This window comes from Butyrivibrio sp. AE2005 (genome assembly GCF_000686965.1).
Taxonomy (GTDB): domain Bacteria; phylum Bacillota; class Clostridia; order Lachnospirales; family Lachnospiraceae; genus Butyrivibrio; species Butyrivibrio hungatei_A.
In genome coordinates this window covers 1-23,070 of the sequence record NZ_JMMD01000015.1, presented here as the reverse complement: position 1 = coordinate 23,070, position 23,070 = coordinate 1, and the positions used below count along the sequence as shown (strand labels likewise).

Annotated in this window: 20 protein-coding genes; 4 read left to right on the top strand and 16 right to left on the bottom strand. The window is 40.4% G+C overall.

Annotated elements, in window-relative coordinates; genetic code table 11:
* Nucleotides 1-11 precede the first annotated feature (11 nt).
* The 3 genes from DL92_RS0110805 to DL92_RS19005 all read right to left on the bottom strand — a co-directional run bounded on the left by DL92_RS0110805 (nucleotide 12) and on the right by DL92_RS19005 (nucleotide 5,009).
* Nucleotides 12-3,818, bottom strand: a complete 3,807-nt coding sequence (locus tag DL92_RS0110805) for a phosphoribosylformylglycinamidine synthase (protein ID WP_026667708.1) — start codon at nucleotides 3,816-3,818, stop codon at nucleotides 12-14.
* A 74-nt stretch (nucleotides 3,819-3,892) separates the two neighbouring features.
* Nucleotides 3,893-4,498, bottom strand: a complete 606-nt coding sequence (locus DL92_RS0110800) for a TetR/AcrR family transcriptional regulator (RefSeq protein WP_026655510.1) — start codon at nucleotides 4,496-4,498, stop codon at nucleotides 3,893-3,895.
* A 16-nt stretch (nucleotides 4,499-4,514) separates the two neighbouring features.
* Nucleotides 4,515-5,009, bottom strand: a complete 495-nt coding sequence (locus DL92_RS19005; protein WP_051199039.1) for a hypothetical protein — start codon at nucleotides 5,007-5,009, stop codon at nucleotides 4,515-4,517.
* A 155-nt stretch (nucleotides 5,010-5,164) separates the two neighbouring features.
* Here DL92_RS19005 and DL92_RS0110790 point away from each other — a divergent pair, with 155 nt between their 5' ends.
* Nucleotides 5,165-6,067 carry a LysR family transcriptional regulator gene (locus DL92_RS0110790; RefSeq protein WP_026667707.1) on the top strand — a complete coding sequence of 301 codons (903 nt, stop codon included), beginning with the start codon at nucleotides 5,165-5,167 and terminating at the stop codon, nucleotides 6,065-6,067.
* Between the two features lie 6 nt (nucleotides 6,068-6,073).
* Here the strand turns inward: DL92_RS0110790 and DL92_RS0110785 are convergent, their stop codons facing one another.
* The 3 genes from DL92_RS0110785 to DL92_RS0110775 all read right to left on the bottom strand — a co-directional run bounded on the left by DL92_RS0110785 (nucleotide 6,074) and on the right by DL92_RS0110775 (nucleotide 9,786).
* Nucleotides 6,074-6,961, bottom strand: coding sequence for an HAD family hydrolase (locus DL92_RS0110785; RefSeq protein ID WP_051625306.1), 888 nt, complete (start codon nucleotides 6,959-6,961; stop codon nucleotides 6,074-6,076).
* Nucleotides 6,962-6,976: 15 nt separating this feature from the next.
* Nucleotides 6,977-7,891, bottom strand: coding sequence for an ArsR/SmtB family transcription factor (locus tag DL92_RS0110780; protein WP_026655513.1), 915 nt, complete (start codon nucleotides 7,889-7,891; stop codon nucleotides 6,977-6,979).
* Nucleotides 7,892-8,070: 179 nt separating this feature from the next.
* On the bottom strand, nucleotides 8,071-9,786 hold the full coding sequence (locus DL92_RS0110775; protein WP_026667705.1) for a methyl-accepting chemotaxis protein: 1,716 nt from the start codon (nucleotides 9,784-9,786) through the stop codon (nucleotides 8,071-8,073).
* Nucleotides 9,787-10,057: 271 nt separating this feature from the next.
* Between DL92_RS0110775 and DL92_RS0110770 the strand changes: the two genes are divergently transcribed.
* The gene (locus DL92_RS0110770; protein ID WP_026667704.1) at nucleotides 10,058-11,356 is read left to right on the top strand and encodes an adenylosuccinate synthase; all 1,299 of its coding nucleotides are present in this window, start codon (nucleotides 10,058-10,060) and stop codon (nucleotides 11,354-11,356) included.
* Nucleotides 11,357-11,520: 164 nt separating this feature from the next.
* Here DL92_RS0110770 and DL92_RS0110765 read toward each other — a convergent pair whose 3' ends face one another.
* Nucleotides 11,521-13,140, bottom strand: a complete 1,620-nt coding sequence (locus tag DL92_RS0110765; protein ID WP_026655517.1) for a mannitol dehydrogenase family protein — start codon at nucleotides 13,138-13,140, stop codon at nucleotides 11,521-11,523.
* Between the two features lie 42 nt (nucleotides 13,141-13,182).
* Nucleotides 13,183-14,259: a mannonate dehydratase gene (uxuA, locus tag DL92_RS0110760; protein ID WP_026655518.1), complete on the bottom strand. Its 1,077-nt coding sequence runs from the start codon at nucleotides 14,257-14,259 to the stop codon at nucleotides 13,183-13,185.
* A 171-nt stretch (nucleotides 14,260-14,430) separates the two neighbouring features.
* Between uxuA and DL92_RS0110755 the strand changes: the two genes are divergently transcribed.
* Nucleotides 14,431-15,324 carry an AraC family transcriptional regulator gene (locus DL92_RS0110755; RefSeq protein ID WP_026655519.1) on the top strand — a complete coding sequence of 298 codons (894 nt, stop codon included), beginning with the start codon at nucleotides 14,431-14,433 and terminating at the stop codon, nucleotides 15,322-15,324.
* A 67-nt stretch (nucleotides 15,325-15,391) separates the two neighbouring features.
* Nucleotides 15,392-16,303, top strand: coding sequence for an NAD(+) diphosphatase (gene nudC / locus DL92_RS0110750; protein ID WP_242845853.1), 912 nt, complete (start codon nucleotides 15,392-15,394; stop codon nucleotides 16,301-16,303).
* Nucleotides 16,304-16,341: 38 nt separating this feature from the next.
* On the opposite strand, the gene DL92_RS19000 is transcribed toward nudC, so the two are convergent.
* The 8 genes from DL92_RS19000 to DL92_RS18995 all read right to left on the bottom strand — a co-directional run.
* Entirely contained in the window at nucleotides 16,342-17,046 is a 705-nt protein-coding gene (locus tag DL92_RS19000) for a PHP domain-containing protein (RefSeq protein ID WP_051625305.1), read from the bottom strand.
* An 18-nt stretch (nucleotides 17,047-17,064) separates the two neighbouring features.
* A complete protein-coding gene (locus DL92_RS0110740; RefSeq protein WP_026667702.1) occupies nucleotides 17,065-17,394 on the bottom strand; it encodes a hypothetical protein in 330 nt (109 codons plus the stop codon).
* A 212-nt stretch (nucleotides 17,395-17,606) separates the two neighbouring features.
* Nucleotides 17,607-17,960 (bottom strand): hypothetical protein, encoded by a 354-nt coding sequence (locus tag DL92_RS0110735; RefSeq protein WP_207640537.1) that lies wholly within the window; start codon nucleotides 17,958-17,960, stop codon nucleotides 17,607-17,609.
* A 521-nt stretch (nucleotides 17,961-18,481) separates the two neighbouring features.
* Entirely contained in the window at nucleotides 18,482-19,411 is a 930-nt protein-coding gene (locus tag DL92_RS0110725; RefSeq protein ID WP_026667700.1) for a hypothetical protein, read from the bottom strand.
* A 5-nt stretch (nucleotides 19,412-19,416) separates the two neighbouring features.
* Complete coding sequence (locus DL92_RS0110720) at nucleotides 19,417-20,784, bottom strand: RHS repeat domain-containing protein (protein ID WP_026667699.1); 1,368 nt, start codon at nucleotides 20,782-20,784, stop codon at nucleotides 19,417-19,419.
* A gap of 106 nt (nucleotides 20,785-20,890) precedes the next feature.
* Complete coding sequence (locus DL92_RS0110715) at nucleotides 20,891-21,547, bottom strand: hypothetical protein (RefSeq protein ID WP_026667698.1); 657 nt, start codon at nucleotides 21,545-21,547, stop codon at nucleotides 20,891-20,893.
* Between the two features lie 39 nt (nucleotides 21,548-21,586).
* On the bottom strand, nucleotides 21,587-22,147 hold the full coding sequence (locus tag DL92_RS0110710) for a hypothetical protein (protein WP_026655019.1): 561 nt from the start codon (nucleotides 22,145-22,147) through the stop codon (nucleotides 21,587-21,589).
* Nucleotides 22,135-23,070: RHS repeat-associated core domain-containing protein (locus DL92_RS18995; RefSeq protein WP_034468966.1), on the bottom strand; the 936-nt coding region annotated here is incomplete at its 5' end. The genes DL92_RS18995 and DL92_RS0110710, both read right to left, overlap by 13 nt.

Genomic DNA, 23,070 nt, shown 5'->3' with positions numbered 1-23,070 from the left:
CCTTTTTTCAATTACTTGAAGTACTTTACACCTGACTCAAATATCTTAATATCCTGATCTCCGAAGATGTTTACGGCTACGCCGTCGCCTCTTCTCTCTGAGTGAGCCATCTTACCAAGGCATCTTCCATCAGGTGAAAGAATACCTTCAACTGCTCTGTAAGATCCGTTGATATTCCACTCATCATCCATTGTTACATTGCCTTCAAGGTCGCAGTACTGTGTTGCAATCTGGCCGTTCTTGAAAAGTTCATCAAGAACCGCATCGGGAGCAACAAATCTTCCCTCTCCGTGAGAAGCAGGGTTTGTATATACTCCGCCGAGCTTTGCTTCCTGAAGCCAAGGTGAATTGTTTGAAACCACCTTGATATATGCCATCTTGGAAATGTGTCTTCCGATGGTATTGAATGTAAGTGTAGGTGAATCCTGAGTCTGGCCTGTAATCTTTCCGTTAGGAACAAGTCCGAGCTTTATCATAGCCTGGAAACCGTTACAGATACCAAGCGCAAGGCCGTCTCTATTCTGTAAGAGGTCTTCAACCGCCTCTTTTATCTCCTGATTCTGGAACGCTGTCGCAAAGAACTTAGCACTTCCGTCAGGTTCGTCACCGGCTGAAAATCCACCGGGGAACATGATGATCTGTGCATCCTTTATAGCTTTCTTAAACTCTGCTACAGACTCCACGATATCCTCTGCATTTCTGTTCTTGAATATCTTGATGTTTGTATTTGCGCCTGCTCTCTCGAATGCCTGGGCACTGTCGTACTCACAGTTACTTCCGGGGAAGACAGGGATGAATACTGTAGGCTTTGCAACCTTATTCTTGCATACATATACGCTGTCAGCCTTGAACAGAGGGCTTTCTACAGCTGTCTTTTCCTCATTTACGGTTGAAGGGAATACCTTTTCGAGGCTTCCTTTCCATGCTGCAAGAGCTTCATCCATTGTGATAACGGCTCCCTGAACCTCGAATGCAGCGTTGTCCGTAACTTCACCGACAAGGCGTGCACCTGCTACTTTAAGAGCATCTGTAAGCTTATCTGCGCTTACTTCTGCAACGATGTCAGCCATATCGTTTGTAAAGAGCTCTTCAGCCTTAACACTGTCGTCAATCTTTACTCCGAGGCCGTTACCGAATGCCATCTTACTTACTGCAGCGGCGATTCCGTAGCTGTCCTCAGCATATGCTGAAACGATACTTCCGTTTCTCATAAGCTCTGTAATTGCACTATATATCTCCATGACCTTATCGTAATCGGGAAGGTCATATGAATCTCTGGGAAGCTTGAACTGTACAAGCTTGTTTCCTGCCTTTTTAAGCTCAGGTGTGATAACATCCGAAAGCTTTGCAACATCTACCGCAAAAGATACGAGTGTAGGCGGAACGTTGATCTCATTAAAGGATCCTGACATTGAATCCTTACCACCTATTGAAGCGATTCCGAAACGAAGCTGTGCTTCGAAAGCTCCAAGGAGTGCTGTGAAAGGCTCGCTCCAACGCTGCGCATCTTCGGTCATTCTCTTGAAGTATTCCTGGAATGTGAAGTGGAGCTTCTTATAATCACCACCTGATGCAACTATTCTTGATACAGACTCTGTTACTGCATAAGCAGCTCCATGATAAGGGCTCCAACTTGAAAGATAAGGATCGAAGCCGTAGCTCATCATTGTTACCGTGTCAGTCTTTCCTGAAAGAACAGGAAGCTTTGCAATCATTGTCTGTGTCTCTGTAAGCTGGTACTTTCCACCGTAAGGCATAAGAACCGATCCTGCGCCAATTGATGAATCGAACATTTCTACAAGACCTTTCTGTGAGCATACGTTGAGGTCCTGAAGCTGTGCTATCCATGCAGCCTTAGCGTCATTACCTGAAAGTGCAGACTTAACTTTATCTGATGCTACTTTATTGAAGTAGTTATCATTTTCCTTAGGAAGGTCAACTTTAACCTTTGTCTCCTGATGTGCTCCGTTTGTATCAAGGAATGCTCTCTTTAAGTTAACGATCTTCTTGCCTCTCCAGTTGAGCACAAGTCTGGGATCTTCTGTTACAACGGCAACCTTAACCGCCTCAAGGTTCTCCTCTGCCGCATAGCCAAGGAACTTCTCTGCATCGGCAGGAGCAACAACAACTGCCATTCTCTCCTGTGACTCAGAAATAGCAAGCTCTGTTCCGTCAAGACCTGCATACTTCTTGGGTACAAGATCAAGGTTGATATCAAGACCGGGTGCAAGCTCACCGATTGCTACGGATACACCGCCGGCACCAAAGTCGTTACATTTCTTGATAAGTTCACTTACTTCAGGTCTTCTGAAAAGTCTCTGGAGTTTTCTCTCTGTAGGTGCATTACCCTTCTGAACTTCTGCTCCGCAACTTGTAAGTGACTTTGAATCATGAGCCTTGGAAGAACCTGTAGCTCCGCCGCAGCCGTCTCTACCTGTACGTCCGCCAAGGAGAATAATGATATCTCCGGGATCTGCAGACTCTCTGATCACATGTTCCTGAGGAGCAGCACCCATAACAGCACCGATCTCCATACGCTTTGCAACGTAGCCGGGATGGTAAACTTCTTTTACATATCCTGTTGCAAGTCCGATCTGGTTACCGTATGAAGAATAACCTGATGCAGCACCGCGAACGAGCTTCTTCTGTGAAAGCTTGCCCTTCATTGTCTCAGCAACGGGAACTGTAGGATCTGCAGCACCTGTTACGCGCATTGCCTGATATACATATCCTCTTCCTGAAAGCGGATCTCTGATAGCACCGCCAAGACATGTTGCAGCGCCACCGAAAGGCTCGATCTCAGTAGGATGGTTGTGTGTCTCATTCTTAAAGAATACAAGCCAGTTCTCTCTCTTTGTTCCCTCGCCGTAATCTACGTCGATAGGTACAACAACTGTGCAGGCATTGTTCTCTTCAGACTCTTCCATGTCTGTAAGCTTTCCGTCTTTCTTGAGCTTCTTCATACCCATAAGGGCGATATCCATAAGAGAAATGAACTTCTCTTTTTTCTTCTCTTCTGTCTTATAGAGGTCCTCTCTTGCTGAAAGGTACTCGTTATATGCATTAACAATAGGCTCTTTGTAGAAGCCGTCCTCGAACACAACTTCCGTGAGCTCCGTTCCGAAAGTTGTGTGACGGCAGTGATCTGACCAGTATGTATCAAGAACTCTGATCTCAGTCATTGAAGGATCGCGGTCCTCATCATCGTGGAAATAAGTCTGGATCCACTTGAAATCGTTGAATGTCATTGCAAGTCCAAGTGACTCGTAGAGCTTTTTGAGCTCAGCCTCATCCATATCCTTGAATCCGTCAAAGATTTTTACATCTTCAGGTTCGTCGAATACAGAAACGAGTGTCTCAGGCTTCTTGTCAGCTGCGATTCTTGAATCTACAGGGTTCATTGTGTAATCGCAGATCTTTTTAACTTCTTCGTCGGAGACGTTACCGATAAGCATGTATGTAACTGCTGTCTTGATGACAGGCTCCTCGTCTCCCTTTATAAAGCGAACGCACTGTTCAGCTGAATCAGCTCTCTGGTCGAACTGACCGGGAAGTGCTTCTATGCTGAATGTTTTGGCATTAGCCGGAACTTCGATCTCTTCTCTGTAAAGAATGTCTACAGGAGGCTCGGAAAATACTGTTGTGCAGGCTTTCTCAAACACTTCATCAGAAACATTTTCAACATCGTATCTGATGAAGATTCTTACATCCTCAACACTCTTTATTCCAAGGTAGCCCTTGATCTCAGCCTTAAGCTCCTTAGCCTTGCCTGCGTAAGGTGCTTTTTTTTCAACATAGATTCGTTTTACAGTGCTCATAATATCTCCTTGTTTATCATAAAAATTTATAGCTAACTCATAATAATAGAGTGCCTTAAAAAAAGCACTCTCTATTAATCATCATTAATATTTAATTCTTCGGGCACTAATCCCTCTAAAACATACATTAGTTCTTTGTCAATGGCTTCTTCTGAAATGCCGACAGTCTTGGAAGTAATCTTGAGTCCTTCCACAACGTACATAAGATTGCGAGCACACCCCAAAGGGTTCTCACAATAAAACTCACCGCTCTCGATGCCGTTTTCAATTAATCTCTCAATAATCCTGACAGCAGTATCAAACTGGTCTTTCAAAGGATTATCTTTTGGCGATACTTTATTAACGGAAAAATATTCATATGTTGCGACAGTAAGATTGTTCTTCTTTCTGAGAATTTCTTTCTTCTGTTCCTTCAAAAAAAGAGCCAACATATCACCGGCAGTTGCAGTTCCTGTAAGAGCGGCAGTAATGGTCTCTTCATCATCCTCATCGGTCTCTGAAGAAAGAACCGAAAGGAATAATTCATCCGTACTTGAGAAATAGAGATAAAGACCCCCACGACTTATCTCGCAGGCATCAACTATATCTTTCATTGTTACATTCTTAAAACCTTTATCAGCAAAAACTGTTCTTGCTTTATCAAGAATGTACTTTTTCTTGATCTCGGACTTTTCTCCCATTCTTCGCTATCCTTACTTACAGTCTAAAACTATTTGATGTACCTTCGCCCTGTCCCCAGAACTCTACAAGCTCATTCATCTTATTAACTACGCTGTATAAAACTCCGTTATTAACACCCTCGGCCCATACGGTGCCTTTGGTCATACCGGAAAGAATATACTTGGACAAAATTCCGGAAAGCTCATCCATTTCGGTGATTCCGGCTTTTTCTATAAAAAGAAGTTCATCCTTGTAGTTACGAAGACGATTTCTGCTGTAAACATAGACATAATTGCGGTCGAGCAGATTTGTACTCTGTGCTGCCTTTACAAAAGCCAACAGATTGGAGTCGTATATCGGAAAAGACATAGACTTAAGCTCGCTGTTGGAATATGCCTGCGCTACATCAACGCTTGCGTTACTCCTAAGCCATTTCAAATATGGAGTCAATTTCTTGAGCTCAGGACGATATCTTTCAACGACATCTTCGACACTGCCTTCATTGACATTGTTGTCATTTTCTAAATTCATGAAAACTCGCTCCTGTTCTGGCTTTCAGCCACATGCCACCCGATTTTTTGCATTCAAAAAAACTCCCAGTCAGAGTTCTTGAAACATTATAACAAGGTCGTTTGGTAATATCAACTAATTTTTGCTAGAATAAAAAAAGAAAAAAGGAGCAAGACATGACCAACAACCTTGAATATTACAAAGTATTTTATTATGTAGGAAAGCTCTCAAGTATAACTCTCGCATCCAAGGAATTGTCCATCTCACAGCCTGCCGTGAGCCAGTCAATCCACCAGCTGGAAAAGGCGCTTGGATGTACTCTTTTCCGAAGGACCGCCAAGGGCGTACATCTCACAACGGAAGGAAGCCTTCTCTACAGATACATAGAAAGAGGCTATGAACAGATAGAGCTCGGAGAACAGCGCCTTAAACAGCTCCTTCATCTTGACGCCGGCGAAGTCAGGATCGGCGCAAGCGACATGACGCTTAGATTCTTTTTGCTCCCTTATCTTGAGAAATTCCACGAACAATATCCAAACATAAAGGTTACGGTCACAAACGGCCCGACTCCAGAGACTCTTGATTATCTTTCGGATGACAAGATCGATTTCGGTGTGGTCTCGACTCCTTTTATAATGAAAGAAGACATTTCATCTCTCCCTGTTGCAGAGATTGAAGATATATTCGTTGCGGGCAGAAAGTTTATCCAATATAAAAATAAGATGCTTGATTTCTCAGATCTTGAGAAAGTTCCTCTCATAATGCTTGAGGGCAAAACAAGTACAAAGAACTATATCAGTTCTTTCCTTGCAGAGAACAGAGCCGATATACGCCCCGAATTTGAGCTTGCAACAAGCGATATGATCGTTCAGTTCGCGCTCAGAAACTTAGGCGTAGGCTGTGTCGTAAAGAGTTTTGCGGAAGAATATCTGGAAAGCGGTGTTCTCTTTGAACTTCGCTTTAATAAGATCATTCCAAAAAGAGAGATCTGCGTCATCACCGATGACACGAGACCTCTCTCAATTGCCGCAAGTAAATTATATGAACTTATAAAAGAAGATATTTCAAAAGAAAAATAAACTTCCTTAATATATAACTCCGAGTGCTTCAAGTTCTTTTTTGGTGCTCGCATAGTCCTTGTACACGATTCCGTTCCAGCCAAGTTTTTTTGCCGCATCGATATTTACCTTGGTATCATCGATGAACACGGTCTTTTCCGGAACAAGGTTGTAACGCTCAGCAAGCAGGTTATATATAGCATGATCGGGTTTTACGACCTTATCTCTGTAGCTTAAGATTCCGCCGTCAGTCTCATCGATAAATGCCATTGCATCGGGACAAGCTTCAAGAACCTGCCATGAAAAGTTTGAAAGATACAATACCTTATATCCTGCTGCCTGAAGAGCCTTTATCCAAGGAATCGCATTATCCCTCTTGGTAACTATATCGGTAAGGTCCTCGAAGGTCTTCTCTATCACATCCGCAATCTCGGGATCGTTTTTCTTAAATCCGTCAATTATCTCTTCTGTAGAAAGAACGCCGCGGTCATATTCCGTCCACTCTTTGCTGTGAACAGAGGCGTCTGCGATTCTTTTTGCCAGCTCTTTATCAGAAACTTTTTTCTCAATAAAATCCATGTAAACAAAGTCTGTGAGCACATTTCCGATATCGAAAACAACCGTATCAATCTTGCCCTCAGCCACAACGTTTCCTCTTAAATCGTGCTGCTTATTTGAAGTCAGAGGATCAAGCGATGCGATCGTATGTCTTCCGGTTATACTGCTGAAAGCCCAGATGCAGATCCATGTAAAAATGGGAATAGCTACCGTAGCCACAACAGCGCCCATAAAGTAATCAAACGGCGTGCCTATTATCGCCATCACAAAGAGAATCACGTAAGTTGATAAAAGAGCGATTATTCCGATTATCGCGATCACTCTTTTTGCCATAGGTGTCTTGTTATTATCCGTCATTTTAAAACCATCCTTCTATATATTACTGTACTTCATTTTGACATTTATATCGCGGTTGTAATTTCCAAAGCCCTTGCCGAATATCGTAAGACCCCCGACGTGTTCTGCGTTCTCGGGAACTTCGAGCCTTAGTTTAAGCGGCGTCTTATGAGTCAGCTTGAGTTTGTCGACTGTGACATCAGAGAGCTTCTGTCCGTCTATAAAAACGCCCTCATGATTTATGACAAGCATCTTAAGTAGACCATACTGATTCCACAACGGGAACCACCAGTCCGGTGTAAAAAGACCTTTCACATCGCCGAAATCCCCCGGAGAAGTCCATGTTCCGAGCAATGTGCCATTCAGATAAAAGTATATGTCGGAAGGGTAATTATTATTATATCCGGGCGCCTCTGAGCACATCTCTGCCGCAATACTAAGCTCATCTATCTTCTGATTAAACGGCACAAAATTGGGAATGTCATATTCGACATAGCCTCTTGTAAACCAGAGAATGTCGGCATCGAATCTCTCGCCATGCGCAAAGTATCTTGGATCGTCGACTTCTCCTATAACCTTCTCCGAAGAAGCAAGTCCGCATGTCGGCTCTATATGGCAGTCCGAAAAATGTCCAACCTTTATGTCAGTCTCATAAATAGCCTCATTCTTTTTAGGTGACCTTATATCAATAAGGATATTGTCAGGCTGAACTGAGCATATTTTCTGGTTGCCATGCCCCGTTGTTTCCGAAGTAACCTGAACAATACCGCACTCTTCAAGCTTCTTGATATGGCTTGTAAGCGCACCGTTTGTAATCTTGAGGCGCGTCGCGAGATCATTCATATTTGAACTTCCCTCAGAAACAAGGATCTTCACAATCTCAACTCTTATGTCCGATCCAAGCGCCTTAAAAAGCGCAAGTCCTTCGTCCAATGACTGTATATGAATCATAGTTATATACCTTTCAGTTATATACTTTTAATAAGATATATTGAATATGTCTGCAATACGAACATTATAAAGTAGAGCTTTTGTAAAAGCAAACAGACAATGGAAAAAGTCCCCCACGCAGACCCTGTCTACGCAAAGGACTTTTGTAAACTACCCCAAAATACATTTAGGATATGCAATTAACCACTTATTGTAAATTTTCCGATGAGGTCGTTGAGACTCTCTGACTGTATCGAAAGTTCCTTGGATACTTCGCTTGACTGCTCGGCTGTCTCGGAGTTCTTCTGAACTACTCCCGAGATCATCTCAATTCCCTTATCGATCTCTTCCATGCTCTGAGCCTGTGCCTGAGCAAGGTTTCCGGTATTTTTGATCATATCTGTGATTTCTTCTACGCTGTGCTGCATGGCATCGAGCGCATCCGTAGTCTCGGCAACAACCGCATTTCCGTTCTTGATCTCTTCCATTGTATCTGCAATGAGCTGATGCGTATTCTTTGCAGCTTCACTTGACTGATCTGCAAGCTTTCCTATCTGATCGGCAACAACCGCAAATCCTTTTCCTGTTTCACCTGCTCTTGCAGCCTCTATCGAAGCATTGAGGGCAAGGAGCGATGTCTGGCTTGCAATCTCTTCAATTGTATTCGTAACCTGCTCAATCTCTGCAGATGCTTCCGTAATCCTTGTCATGGCGTCGGTAACAAGATGCATCTTTCTGGCACTGACTTCCGCCTTGTCCTTAACATCTCCCGCCATGCCGTGGCTTCTCTGTGCAACTTCCGCAAGCTGTCTTGTCTGATCTGTAACGGAGTTTACAGATGCCGTAAGTTCCTCAACTGCAGCCGCCTGATCCGTAGATCCTTCCGCAAGGTCCGTTGCCCCTTGTGACATATTAAGAGCGCCGTCCGAAACAAGCGTAGATGAGTTTCTTACTTCAAGAAGTGTATGACTTAAGTTACTTGAAATATTTCTAAAAGCCTCTTTTATCTGAACATAATCACCTATATAGAGCTTCTCATTTCTTGAACCGCAGGAGAAATCTCCGGTAGACATGCGATTGAGAGTATCACTTATATCTTTTACAATATCAGCGATAACATCGGTCGAATATGTTATATCATCAGCAAGCTTTCCGAGCTCATCTTTTGAATCGGAAGGAACCTTGATGTCAATCTTACCTTTAGCCATATCATCGGCAGCTTCTGAAAGAGCCTTTATAGGATCAAGGATATTACTTGCAAGTGCGGCTTTCGCCTTATTTGAATAAAGAATTGCATATATAACGATAGCCATTGAAAGAACCGTAAGTATGATAACTATCGTAAGTGCTCCGTTATATGCCTTCTGAGCCTGCTCCTTGGCAGATATTCCAATTTCTTTAAAATCTTTTACAACTATCTTGATAGCTTCATTTACATTAGCAACATAGTATTCATACAATTCAGTGTGCGATGCGCCCGATGAAAACATGCCGTTAAGAGTCTGCCCGTAGTTGTCTATATCAGCGATATGCGAATAGACCGTAGTAAGATCGTCTTTATAAACTTTACTCAGCGTTCCGAGTCCGTCATTCAATTCCTGGATCTTTTCGGAAGCTCCTTTCATCTGTTCATCGCGGTCGGCGTCATCCTCGGCATTAAGCGCCCAGAGATAATACTTTGCAAGAGCCTGGATTGTTATACGAATCTCGCCCTGCTGCGTATTCTGTTCATAGAAAACGTTATATATACTGTGCAGATTGAATATTGAAAAAGCATCTATCAGTAGAACCACAATAAAAACCAGAACCAGGTTGTTCTGAAGTCTATAAAAAACTTTTTTGAGCTTATCCGCTACAGAAAGATTTTTAAATGTCTCGTTACCAAATTTCTTCTTATCATCGATCGCTTTTGCCATACTGACCTCCTGATACTATTGAATAAAGAGCTTCTGTGACTCTTTCACGCACGAATTAATCTAATGTACAGCCACTTACAGATTATATGTATAATTGTAGCGCTTTTTTGACGAAAATGTGTCAATAAACTGTATAATTTTATATAAAATTTCGAAAAATAAGCAATACTTATATCATTCATAAAAAATATTGATTTTACTTATATTTCTTTTTCCGTTATTATACTAATGTACGATTTTAATCATGTTTTCTATTAAGGAGGAACAATAAATGGTAAAAGCAGTCGTAGGCGCTAACTGGGGCGACGAAGGAAAGGGCAAGATCACAGACACTCTTGCAGACAAAGCCGACGTTGTAATCCGCTTTCAGGGAGGTGCCAACGCAGGACACACCATAGTTAACGATTATGGTAAGTTCGCACTTCACACAATGCCTTCAGGCGTTTTCCATCAGAATATAATGAACATCATCGGAAACGGTGTTGCTTTTGATATTACAAAGTTCATGAACGAGCTTAACGAAATCACATCAAAGGGCGTTCCCGCTCCTCAGATCATGATTTCAGACAGAGTACAGGTTATGATGCCTTACCATGTTCAGTTTGATTCCCTTGAAGAAGCAAGACTTGCAGGAAAGTCATTTGGTTCAACAAAATCAGGAATCGCACCTTTTTATTCAGATAAATATTCAAAGATTGGCTGGCAGATCAACGAATTTTTCCAGGATGACGATGTTATCAAGGAAAAGATCGACAGAATTGCCCAGATTAAAGATGTAATCCTCGTTAATCTCTACCATGCAGAGCCTATCGACAAAGAAGCGCTCTTTAATCAGATCGTTGAATGGAGAGAGCAGGTTAAGCCTTATATCGGAAACGTATCTCTCTACCTCGATAAGGCAATCAAGGAAGGAAAGACAATCCTCTTAGAGGGACAACTCGGAACCATGAAGGATCCCGATCACGGAATCTATCCTATGGTTACATCATCTTCTCCTCTCGCAGCTTACGGTGCTATCGGAGCAGGTATCCCTCCTTATGAGATAAAAGAGATCGTAACTGTTTCCAAGGCTTATTCTTCAGCTGTAGGAGCAGGTGCATTCGTATCTGAGCTCTTCGGCGACGAAGCAGACGAACTCAGAAATCGTGGCGGAGACGGCGGCGAATATGGCGCAACAACAGGAAGACCCAGACGTGTGGGCTGGTATGACTGCGTAGCAAGTAAGTACGGTTGCAGACTTCAGGGAACAACAGATGTAGCTTTCACTGTACTTGACGTACTCGGCTACCTCGATGAGATTCCTGTATGCGTAGGTTATGACATTGACGGAGAAGTAACAACAGAGTTCCCTGTTACTCACCTTCTCGACAAGGCTAAGCCCGTATATAAGACTCTTCCCGGTTGGAAATGCGAGATCAGAGGAATCAAGAACTACGAAGATCTCCCTGAGAATTGCAGAAAATACATCGAGTTTATCGAAGAGCAGATCGGTTACCCCATCACAATGGTAAGTAACGGTCCCGCAAGAACAGATATCATCTATAGAAAGAGCGCTCTTAAAAAGAACTGATATTATCTGATTCATGTGAAAAGTAAGAAGCCATCGCGGTTAAGCGATGGCTTCTTTTTAGTGGGGGATACAATTAAAATTTTATGTTTATTTAACCTGCGGAATCCTGCCACATGAACGCAGCAGAACGTTCATGTGACTTTTTACAGGAATAAACTGCGTTATTAAACGTGCTTTTTAAGAGTTTCTCTTACAGCACCTGTGCCTGCGATAAGCTCCTCGAAATATCCGATGATGATATCTGAAAGACCTGCAGCTTCAAGATCTGTTCCAAAGATTGTAGCATCCTTAAGAAGAGGAAGAACCTTGCTCTTAAGTGTCTCTTTGTCATAGTTTCCGCCAAGCTCGATGTCTTTTACATAAGACTGTGCCTTCTCAAGAAGCGGATCGGGGCTGGGCTCAAAACTGTTGCCGTTATCGTCAACACCCATGAGGTAACGAAGCCATCCTGCATGTACAAGAGGAATGCACTTAAGATCAGCTACATTGAGCTTATCTGAAGCCATGTAAGCCTTAATTGTCTCACCAAATCTGATTGCAAGCTTCTGTGATGTATCTGTTGCAATTCTCTGAGGTGTATCAGGCATAAACTTGTTAGGTATTCTTACATTTACTACTGTATCGATGAATTCCTGAGGCTTGATAACTCCGGGATCTGTAACAACGGGAAGTCCCTCTACATATCCAATAGTCTTAACGAGCTTTACAAGCTCCTCATCCTTCATCTCTTCTGAAATCTTGTCATATCCAAGGAGGCATCCGTATACAGCAAGTGCTGTGTGAAGAGGATTAAGGCATGTGCAAACCTTCATGCGCTCAACCTTATCAACTGTCTCCTTCTCTGTGAAGATAACACCAACTTTCTCAAGTGCAGGTCTTCCGTTAGGGAACTTGTCCTCGATTACGAGGTATTCGCTCTCCTCAGCGTTTACGAAAGGAGCAACCCAAGTCTTCTTAGAAGTAACTACAGGCTCAAGCTCTTCTACACCGTCGTTCTTAAGAATCTCATTAACTGAATCATCAGGTCTGGGTGTAATCTTATCGATCATTGACCAAGGGAAGCTAACCTTGCTGTCATCCTCGATGTAAGCAACGAATCCTGCCTCTGCCTTGCCGTTTGCAGTCCACTCTTTTGCGAACGCATGAACAGCATCAAAAAGCTTATCTCCGTTGTGTGAGCAGTTATCTGTGCTCACCATAGCAATCTTCTTCTCTCCTGCAAGGAATCTCTCATAAAGAAGAGCTGCAACCTTACCGATATAGCTCTGAGGCTTTGAAGGTCCGTTTACGAAATCGTCCTTAACAGCTGCAAGAAGCTCGCCTGCGGGATTTACAAGTGAATATCCCTTCTCTGTGATTGTGAAAGTAGCAAGCTGAAGAGAATCGCATCTGAAGATCTCTTTTAATCTGTTGAATTCCTTATCATCGTTTGAATCAAGGATGCATGACTCAGCGATGCTGGCAATAACTGACTTCTCAACAGAACCGTCTGCCTTAAGTGTAACAAGAAGTGAAAGATTGTCATGAGGTCTGTACATCTTCTCGATGATCTCATAATCAAATCCCTCTACTACTGTAAGTCCCTTGTCGTTCAAGCCGCCATCAAGCATTCTCTGAGCGAGATTAGCCTGAAAAGCTCTGAAGATGTTACCTGCTCCGAAGTGTACCCACTCAGGTGCCTCAACTGTCTTCTTTATCATGTCTTCCTGGTTAAAAGTAGGGATATAATATCCTTTCTCTTTCCAAGTGCTGTCTGTTGCTACGCTATTAGCATTTAATTTCATTGTTAACCCTTTCCGCTTTATCCCATATAACAAAGCTTATGTTTAAATTCCACGCTGGTGTGACTTCTCAATAGCCTCCCAGAGACCGTTGATGTATGTTGCTCCGAGTGCTCTGTCATAGAGACCGTAACCGGGCATTGCAACTTCACCCCAGATCATCCTTCCGTGGTCGGGACGGATAGGTCCGTCAAATCCTGTCTCGTAAAGAGCCTTAACTATCTCATACATATCGAATGTTCCGTCAGATGAAAGGTGTGCTGACTCCTCGAAGTTTGTAGGAGAAATGAACTTAAGGTTACGAACATGTGCAAAGTGAATTCTTCCCTCAAGTGCTCTGATCATGTGAGGAAGGTCATTTTCAAGGCTTGTTCCGTATGAACCTGAGCAGAATGTAACACCGTTGTGTACATCATCCACTGCCTTCATAAGCTTAAGGATGTTCTTCTCGTTGTTGATGATTCTGGGAAGTCCGAATACAGACCAAGCAGGATCATCGGGATGGATAGCCATCTTGATATCATATTTGTTACATACGGGCATGATTGCCTTTAAGAAATAAACGATGTTCTCGAAAAGCTTCTCTTCGTCGATTCCCTTGTAGAGTTCAAAGAGCTCCTTAACATGCTCCATACGCTCAGGCTCCCAACCGGGCATAACAGATCCGTTTGTGTCACCTGAAAGTGTCTCAAACATCTTCTCGGGATCGATCGCATCGATTGCTTCCTGTGTATAAGCAAGAACTGTTGAACCATCGGGTCTCTTTCTGGCAAGCTCACTTCTTGTCCAGTCAAAAACGGGCATGAAGTTGTAGCAAACCATGTGGATATCTTCCTTACCAAGATTCTCAAGAGTCTTGATGTAATTATCTATATGCTTATCTCTGTCCGGTGTAGCTGCCTTGATGGCATCTGAAACGTTGACAGACTCGATTCCTGCGATGTGCATATTCTCAGCTGCAACTTCGTTCTTCAGAGCCTTGATCTCGTCCTGCTCCCAAAGCTCGCCTGCCTGCTTGTTGTAAAGAGTTGTGATAACTCCCTTTACACCGGGAACCTGTCTGATCTGCCATAACTTAACAGTGTCATATTTGCTGCCATACCAGCGAAGTGTCATTTCCATTGATACTAAATACTCCCTTCGTCTAATAAATCATTTCCTACTTTGTTAAAAAAACAGTTTTCGAACGTTAATATCCGTATACATATACAATAACTTTTTAAGCAAAAAAATAGAATTGAATATTTTGTTTCACACCTTGCAAAAATTGCCACAGGTAGTTATTATGTATTTATGAAAAATAAATTACGATCATCATTTAACACAAGACAATACATGGTATCTTCGGATTTCGAGGTCTACTACTATTCCGACAAGAACTTTACAACCTTGAAGCCGCACGCCCACGACTACTACGAATGTTACCTTTTCATCGAGGGTGATGTCACCATGGAAATATTCAATGCGGAAGGAGTTGCATCAAGATACAAGATGTCTCCCGGCGACCTCATGCTCGTTCCTCCGGGAATAATGCATCACGCCCTTATGAACAATCCCGAGGCAAACTACAGACGTTTTCTTTTCTGGATAAGCAAAAGTTGCTGTAACAGGCTCATGCAGGAATCTGTGGACTATATGTATCTGATACAGAAAGCGGAGGCATTCCACAAGTACATATATCACATGACTCCCGCCCAGTTCCATATGATAGAATCCAAATTCCTTCGTCTTCTTGAAGAAGTATCAAGTGAGAGATACGGAAGCTCGGCCTTTATACACCTGTGCCTGTGCGACCTCATTCTCACCATCAACAGGATTGTTTACGATGAAGAGAATATGAAAAACTCAAGCGATGAGCTCACTCTTTTCCAGAATATCATTTCTTACATCGAGGGAAATATTGAGGAATCGCTTACACTTGACGATATTGCGGGCAAATTCTTTATAAGCAAATACTACGTTGCCCATCTGTTCAAAGATACGCTCGGTGTCTCGCTCCATCAGTATATTATAAAAAAACGTCTCGATGAATGCCGAAATGCTATAACAGGCGGAGCAAGCATCACGGGAACTTACGAGAAATTCGGCTTTAGGGACTACTCAAGTTTCTTTAAGGCGTTTAAAAAAGAGTACGGTATGTCGCCGAAGGAGTACCAGAGCCTATACTCGCACAACCTCATTCCGTAATGTGGCACAATATATGAAAAAATAAGGAAGTGCTGATTCAATCAGTGCTTCCTTTGATACATTATTTATGGATAAACAATCCAAGATACAAGGACAGACTATGATTCAGGATATTTCACCGGCACATCTTAACAATCATTACGATCCGACAAAGACAGCGGACGAAAACTCAATAATATTATTTTTTACAAAAGAAAAAAAGCTCCTGGGACGCCTTGACGACAGCACTCAAGAGATTTCTTTTCCCAGATTTAAGGATGCAAAAGATATTGCAAAAGAAAAACTCACTTATCTTTTCAGTATTGATGATGAGGATTTCTTTTTGATGGTCGCAGATTCCGAAAATATGGACTTTTTGGATGTCTCTGCACAAGATTCGGATTCCTACATGTTCCATGATTTCAGAAAGTTCAGAAGTGCATACTACTATCCGCAAACTTACGTCTATGCATCCTTTACGGCATACCAGCTCGCCGAATGGTACATGGTCACCAAGTTCTGCGGAAAGTGCGGTGCAGAAAACGAACACTCTAAAAAAGAGCGCGCCATGATCTGCCCAAAGTGCGGAAATATAATATATCCGAGAATTAATCCCGCTGTGATAATCGGAGTAATCGACAAGGAAACCAATAAACTCCTTGTTACCAGATACAGAGTTGGCTACGGCCACAACGCTCTCGTGGCGGGCTTCACCGAAATCGGCGAAACTCTTGAAGAGACCGTGAGCCGTGAAGTCATGGAAGAAGCCGGCATCCATGTAACCAACATCCGCTACTACAAGTCGCAGCCATGGGGCATCGCAAGCGACATCCTCGTAGGTTTCTTCTGCGAAGTAACCGGAAGCCGCGAGATCACCATGGACAACAACGAACTAAAATTCGCAAGCTGGCTCTCTCCCGAAGAGATTGAACTCCAACCACTTGAGTACAGCCTTACCAACGAAATGATGAAGGTATTTAAAGAAGGAGATGTGCACTGAATTAGTGTACATCTCCTTTTTTAATCATCATAATTCTTTTATATAATTCTTACTTCATTAACAGCATGTGCATCTACACCATGGATAACCTGCACTTTCCCTACTCTCTCCCAAAATTCTTTTCGGTAATGATTAGTCTGAAGCTTAGATGATTCGTTCATCTCAAGCGGAATATTCCTTTGGAGGGCACCTTCAATTATCCGATCAGCCATCTCAGTCATGTCTACTGACCATGTTTTTTGCTTCCTGAAAATCCTGTCAGGATGAGCAACCACATCAAAATATCCACTCTCAATTCCCTGTATCTGCGCATTTCCAAGGGCTATATATTCTTCACGGCATAGCTTTTCTTTATCCCACGAAAAAGTATATTCCCCAAGGCCTGTCTCTGCCATGTGCTGACCTAGCAACAACACCTCTAAATTATCTTTTGATTTGAGTTCTTTGTAATATCCTGCCTTGTCAAAAGACGGAAAATACTCAGTCTCCAGACCAATATGAACGCTTATTGCACTTTCATATTTCTGCTTTAATTCAAAAAGAGTATTAATATACTCATCGAGCTCAGAATACTTCATTCTATTCCCAAACGGATCTCCCGGAAATGGAGCATGATCCGTAAACCATATTCCCGAAGCCCCTAGAGATATTGCCTTTTTTATATATTCTTCGTCCGAAACATTTTCGGCATGTCCACAGCGAAATGTGTGTACATGAAAAATATCTTTTTCTCTGATGTCCATCTTCTTCAACCCCAAAATTTATTTTGCTATTGAGATTAAAGCCTCAATAGCCTTTATAATTTCAACACCATCCTCAGAAAAATCCCCCTCCGGGTGATTATGTGTGACAGAAATCCATTTTTCTTTATTAAATCTAACCACTTTCTTATATAAATCAACCTCATCAACATCTGCAGCTATTGCATATTGATTCTTTTTCGAAAAATAAATAATCAATCGCGGGCAACCTTCATAATATTTTGAATTCCCTTCATAATCAAAATCCTCATTTGGAACCCATTCTACTCTATACATTCCTTTATAATAGTTATAAACGCTTTCCATTTCTGCCTTTTCAGCATTACTCATCACACTGGTCCTCTTCTTTTTTATTCCATTTTTCACCCCAAGCGGAATATGTGTTTTATAACAACGTATCCACAACTACTTTCTTATTATTAGGAAAGTTTTGTACAGTTAGAGCGGGGTAATCCCCGCTCTAACTGTATACTATTTCTTAATTCCTTAAAAAATTATATATTATGTTATGATATATCCACATAGAATATCACATTTTACTATTACAAGCCTTTTCTGTTAAAACAAATCTTAACCCCTTTCTTATCCACAGCAGAATTAAATTTCATAATGTTTTCCCATTCATCACCGCAAATAAAAATAGTTTCGCCACATTTATCTACTGCCCTAATGCCGCCTACCCTAACGCATGGAGTCAAATATTGTATGTCGCTTATCTTTACATTTCTTATCCCCTTAAATGAAATTACACAAATCTCTTCAGAAAACATTACTAAGCAATATGTATTGTAAAAAAATACACCATACATAGCTATTGCAATATTAAAAGCCGTAAGAATTGAAATCAAAATAACAGCAGCTATTTCTCCTGTGCTGTAAATTATCATTGGGCTCAAAAAAGCATATGCTAAAAAACATAATGCATAATTAGCATATTTGGAAAAGATTGATTTATTACCCGGATAGCAATAATACTCCCCGAAACGTAACCTAGTTTTATAAATTTAGGTTTCAAAATTATATTTGTGCTCATACTATGCATCACTCTCCTGATTTTTTTCAACCTGAATAGACAAATACTTCATTCCTTGACCAATTGGACCTCTTTCAAAAGATTTCTTGCATCAAGGTGTCTTGATATCTTAAACTCTACTGTATAAAGTAAAATAGCGTCATGACTGCGCCTACAAAAACAAGGCAAAAATTCAAAATAACACCTATAAAAATTGTCATATTTAACCCTCGCATTCATATGCAAAATCTGCCACTGCATTTGCACAGTGACAGATTAATAATTTAGCTTTATTGATTAAACATACGCAATACTGTGTACTGTCATAAATTGCATTGTTGCTGTTTTATTCTACGCACAACATTTTCCGATATCAGCTCTTTGCATGGTATTATTCAACTCATTCTATTTATTATTGGTAAGTCTTCTCCATTCTTTTCTAAAATAATAGATAATGAAAATGAGTTCCGGAATACTACCTCCAATAACAAAAACACTATAACTAATCGGATACTTTTTATATATAAAATAAATACCAAGCAGCCATAAAAAGACAATTTGTAAACCTGCACCAATTATAAATTTTATAAGTTTTCCTCTATCGCTCTCTTTATCAGGAGAAATCTTCTTTTCCGGAATTGTTACTATATTTTCTTTTTTCCAATATTTATCATTTAGTTCAGCAAGAACTTCTTCACTAATGTTCTTAATAATTATCTTGTCTGTATCAACAGAAACGACTAATGAATTTCCACTTTTCTCTATATTTGTAATCTCTTCTTGGCCATAAAATTTGGTAAAGATAATAGTATCATCAAAAATCATACCGTTAGACTTCTGAATAAATATTTTTCTTGAATCACATATTGGTATCAGATAACAATTAAATATAGTTATTATCAATATATTTTTCCAAATATAACCGGATGCACACCCAAAAAGTATCAACAAAATCAAACAAACTTGTTCCGTAACAAAAGAATATTTCAGAATTTTATTTAAAGTTTCATATTTATAAAACGCATATTTATCTCTATCTGATAGCAGAGAAAACACATAATATATCAATCCAAATACTATTATAATAAATGACGTAAACAATTTAGTCTTTGCATTATCCACAGTCAATTCCCATAAGTATGTCAAAGGTGTAATAATAAATAATTTTCGATAATATGTAATCATTGCTATCAAAAAAAACCCAAAACCTCTACATACAAACATATCAGATTTAGTTTCTTTTTCTTTCTCATTAAGCAATGCTGAATTATTTACTATAGAATACAATGCTATAGTTGGAATGCAAAAAATCATCATCACAGAAACAATTAACATATAAATTATTCACATCCTCCCTCATCAAAAATAATATCTTTTGCTTTTTCAAATAATAATTTTGTTCCCCAATCCGCGATGAGGTAATTACCAAATCCTAGAGGGCCTTGTCTAAGTACATCATTAATTATTGTCCATGCTGCCTTACTATACTTATCCGTCATAGCTTTTCCTAAAATATCTCCTGTTCCACCAGCTATTCCTTGTAGAAGTGCATATATTGACGATGTAGACATTATTTCCTCGAAAGATTTTGTACTTGTTCCTTCCGCAACATTCAATGCTTCCGTTAAAGTATTCCCAACAAATCCTGCGCGCATGTTTCCAATAAATCCCCCTCTTTTAAACGTCATTAGATTATTTACTGCTCCTCCAATAAATCCAGCACCAAAAGATCCTCCTGTACCGACATTGGAAAGTCCACTAACCGAGCCAACTAATGTAGCTTTTGCATATTTATTAGTGAGAACTGTTGCTATGCCACTTACTCCTTCGGCTGCAATTGTTCCCACCGACCACACAGAAGTTGCCCCAATAGCCGCCCCTGCAGCTGCATTACTGCATGCCTTATGTAAATTTGCGTGTTTATCATTTTTCCAATCGGATATTACTGACGCATCATACGCAACGCCAGCTCCAACAACAGCACCCGCTGCTATAAGCGGAAGAGAAACCGGTGCAGAAGCTGCAATAGCTAGACCAATTGCAGCTGCTCCAAAACCGGCAGCTATAGTTCCCACTGCCATAACTGCAATTGCAGCACCATCATGCGCATTTAAATCTTTTCGTTTAATCCACTTTCCGTTATTATCAACATAATCTAAAGGACTATTTTCACAATATAAATATTTATTTAAAGTATTAGGAGATCCTTGGATTCCTGTCAGCTGATCTTCACCTAAAAATCGTCCATTATCTGCACTATAGTATCTTGCCTGCGCAAACTTAAGGCCTGATATTTCATCTTCCTGATAGCCAGTGAATGCAAACGGTTGGATGATGTTGCCCTGCTTGGTGTATCCGTGTTTCTTCTGTTTTCCTGTGAATGGATCTATGTTTCTTCCAAAGTCATCAAATGCATATGAGCTTACAGCCATTCCGTCTGTACCTGTCATATACATAGGTGATCCGAGTTCATCCTGAAGGTAATAGAAGTTGCTTCCGCTCTTTGACATCGAGATCACGTTGTTATCGTAAACAAAGCTCTCTGTCTCTCCGTTTACAGTTCTTTCAAGAAGGTTATAGTAATCCTTCGAAAGGTCGCAGAGATAGTCTATTCTTTCCTCAGGTCTTGTAGACTCTACTCTAAATCCAAGACCGTTATAGCAGTTTTCAAGTTCTCCCTTATCCTTATCGACTACCTTTGAGAGCATATTTGTAGCATCAAAAGTAAAGGTTTTCTGTAAGAGACCATTTATAAATTTCTTTGTCTGATTACCACGGTTATTATAATCGTAGGTCTTAAGGATTGCCTGATATTTATATCATTGCTTTCATTTGTCTAATATATAAAAACGATTCATCCATACCTATATCTGTTTTTTGGTTCAATATATCTGCCGCAAGTAAATAATCTTTTGATTTAACTTTATCGATTACTTCTGAAATATCCACTTTACACTCATCAAAAAATTGGGTTGTACTCGACCTGTCAAAGGAATATCGTGATTTATTTTCCATATTGGAATAGTAATATAACGGACTGTCAGAATACATCCCCAGTATTCCACGTTCAACCAAATAATCTTTTAATAAATCATAATCCGACAAATAATATGGAAGCTTTATTTTTTTTCCGTTATATATTTTCATGACCACTCTTGCATTAGTATATCTTCCACAGCTATCTAGATAAACTTTGCAAACATCCCTCCAGCGATATGACCGTATCTTTTTTGTCGGCAAAACATGCATAACGCCCGTATCCGAAACTATAATTTTCTCATTTGCCATAGACAAAAACAAAGGTATGTTAAACATTGTATAAATAAAATATGAGAACAATATCCATTTCAAAATATCTAAATGATATTTTTTATCCACATATATAAAAAATGGAATTAGTAAATATACCATTGCCTCTGCTATAACATAAGTAATGCACCTTTTAGTAACAGTTACTTTATCAACACTCATTACTACACGTTCTCCTCTTTTCAAATTACGCGCATAACATTAGTAGTAACTATATGCCAAAGAACCATACATTTCTTCTATTTCCTTTTTTGATATATCCCCTCTGGGCGCTACAATAATTTCAATAACGCTTTTGTTATCTGCTGTAAAAAAATATATGATTTTTTCAATATCTTCCAATCTATATTGTAAAAAACACTCATCAAAACTCGGCTTATTACTTACCCCACTATCAACAACAACTCCACTGTTATTCCCAACAAATTCTGTTAATTCATACGCATTCTTGATTGAATTTACTTCTTTAATTTTTTCAAATGAAATATCAAACTGCTCTAAAATATCAGAATCTATGCCTTCACAATCAGGACCAACTCCCAAAACCAAATAATCATCAGAATGAAGGAATACATAATCCTCTCCCTCAATTCTATCTAACCCACCTGTAATTCTATTAGGCAAACGAAAATGGGTATCACCAAATCTTATGACATCATATTTTGAATTTTTGTTCATTCCCTTTACCATGAAAAGAATGATAACAAAAACAACTATATATACCCATATTTTGGACCAATCAACTTTTTTTACCCTGCACATTCTCCATCTCCTCTATAAATAGAATTCATTATGCTTTCTTTAATATCTGTAATCATATTATATATATACTCTACCGGATAAAATGTTTTTGAAGTTTCAGACATAGTTACATGCCCCTCCGCCACACTTGGTGTTACGTTAGCGCCCACACTCACGTATCCACCATATCTATGTTTATCCTTTATACCGTTTTCTCCAGATCCCCATTCTCCAGAAGCCCAAAAGCCGCCTCCTAATACTATGACTTCGCCTCCGCTTCCGCCAACTTCAGTTCCAAAGCCTTCTAGCTCAGATATACTTTCAGCTGAATATGCTCCAAGGTAAATTGTTGCTTTTGCTTCACCAGGGCCAGCGCTTATAATTCCTCCTGTTCCACCTACTGCCTGAAATCCCAAAGCATGTGCAGGATCTGTAATCACCTTTAGTGGATCCAAAACCATTTGACCACCACCACCAAGATATAAATCTTGCCCAAATGCCCCTGAAATGCCAAACACAATAATAGGACGTTCGTCACCCTCAAAATCTTCAAGTTTTTCAATTATCTGCTCTTTAACCTTATTTGCAGAAGATATTATTGATTTTCCAAATTCTTCTGTATCCTTAATGAATTTTGGCAAATTGCCATCATTATCGACAAGTACTATCGGATTTGCCCAACAATAGCCATAATGATTGAGTGTAAATGGTCTATTGACGAATCCCTTTACATTATCTTCAGACTGGAACCTTCCATTATCAGCGCTATAGTATCTCGCCTGCGCAAATTTAAGCCCTGATACTTCATCTTCCTGATAGCCCGTAAAAACAAAAGGCTGAATGATATTGCCGTTTGTTGTGTAAGCGTACTTTGATGCATTCTGATTTCTGTCGTTACGTACTTTTCCTGTTAACGGATCGATATTTCTTCCAAAATCATCGAA

Bases quoted from the DNA above. Each gene is read 5' to 3' on its own strand.
- nudC (WP_242845853.1), top strand. From the start codon at position 15,392: ATGGATAAACAATCCAAGATACAAGGACAGACTATGATTCAGGATATT.
- DL92_RS0110780 (WP_026655513.1), bottom strand. From the start codon at position 7,891: ATGATTCATATACAGTCATTGGACGAAGGACTTGCGCTTTTTAAGGCG.
- DL92_RS0110710 (WP_026655019.1), bottom strand. From the start codon at position 22,147: ATGTGCAGGGTAAAAAAAGTTGATTGGTCCAAAATATGGGTATATATA.
- uxuA (WP_026655518.1), bottom strand. From the start codon at position 14,259: ATGGAAATGACACTTCGCTGGTATGGCAGCAAATATGACACTGTTAAG.
- DL92_RS0110715 (WP_026667698.1), bottom strand. From the start codon at position 21,547: ATGAGTGTTGATAAAGTAACTGTTACTAAAAGGTGCATTACTTATGTT.
- DL92_RS0110755 (WP_026655519.1), top strand. From the start codon at position 14,431: ATGAAAAATAAATTACGATCATCATTTAACACAAGACAATACATGGTA.
- DL92_RS0110720 (WP_026667699.1), bottom strand. From the start codon at position 20,784: ATGCTCTCAAAGGTAGTCGATAAGGATAAGGGAGAACTTGAAAACTGC.
- DL92_RS19005 (WP_051199039.1), bottom strand. From the start codon at position 5,009: ATGAATTTAGAAAATGACAACAATGTCAATGAAGGCAGTGTCGAAGAT.
- DL92_RS0110770 (WP_026667704.1), top strand. From the start codon at position 10,058: ATGGTAAAAGCAGTCGTAGGCGCTAACTGGGGCGACGAAGGAAAGGGC.
- DL92_RS0110790 (WP_026667707.1), top strand. From the start codon at position 5,165: ATGACCAACAACCTTGAATATTACAAAGTATTTTATTATGTAGGAAAG.
- DL92_RS0110805 (WP_026667708.1), bottom strand. From the start codon at position 3,818: ATGAGCACTGTAAAACGAATCTATGTTGAAAAAAAAGCACCTTACGCA.
- DL92_RS0110775 (WP_026667705.1), bottom strand. From the start codon at position 9,786: ATGGCAAAAGCGATCGATGATAAGAAGAAATTTGGTAACGAGACATTT.
- DL92_RS0110725 (WP_026667700.1), bottom strand. From the start codon at position 19,411: ATGTTAATTGTTTCTGTGATGATGATTTTTTGCATTCCAACTATAGCA.
- DL92_RS0110765 (WP_026655517.1), bottom strand. From the start codon at position 13,140: ATGAAATTAAATGCTAATAGCGTAGCAACAGACAGCACTTGGAAAGAG.
- DL92_RS19000 (WP_051625305.1), bottom strand. From the start codon at position 17,046: ATGGACATCAGAGAAAAAGATATTTTTCATGTACACACATTTCGCTGT.
- DL92_RS0110785 (WP_051625306.1), bottom strand. From the start codon at position 6,961: ATGACGGATAATAACAAGACACCTATGGCAAAAAGAGTGATCGCGATA.
- DL92_RS0110800 (WP_026655510.1), bottom strand. From the start codon at position 4,498: ATGGGAGAAAAGTCCGAGATCAAGAAAAAGTACATTCTTGATAAAGCA.
- DL92_RS0110740 (WP_026667702.1), bottom strand. From the start codon at position 17,394: ATGAGTAATGCTGAAAAGGCAGAAATGGAAAGCGTTTATAACTATTAT.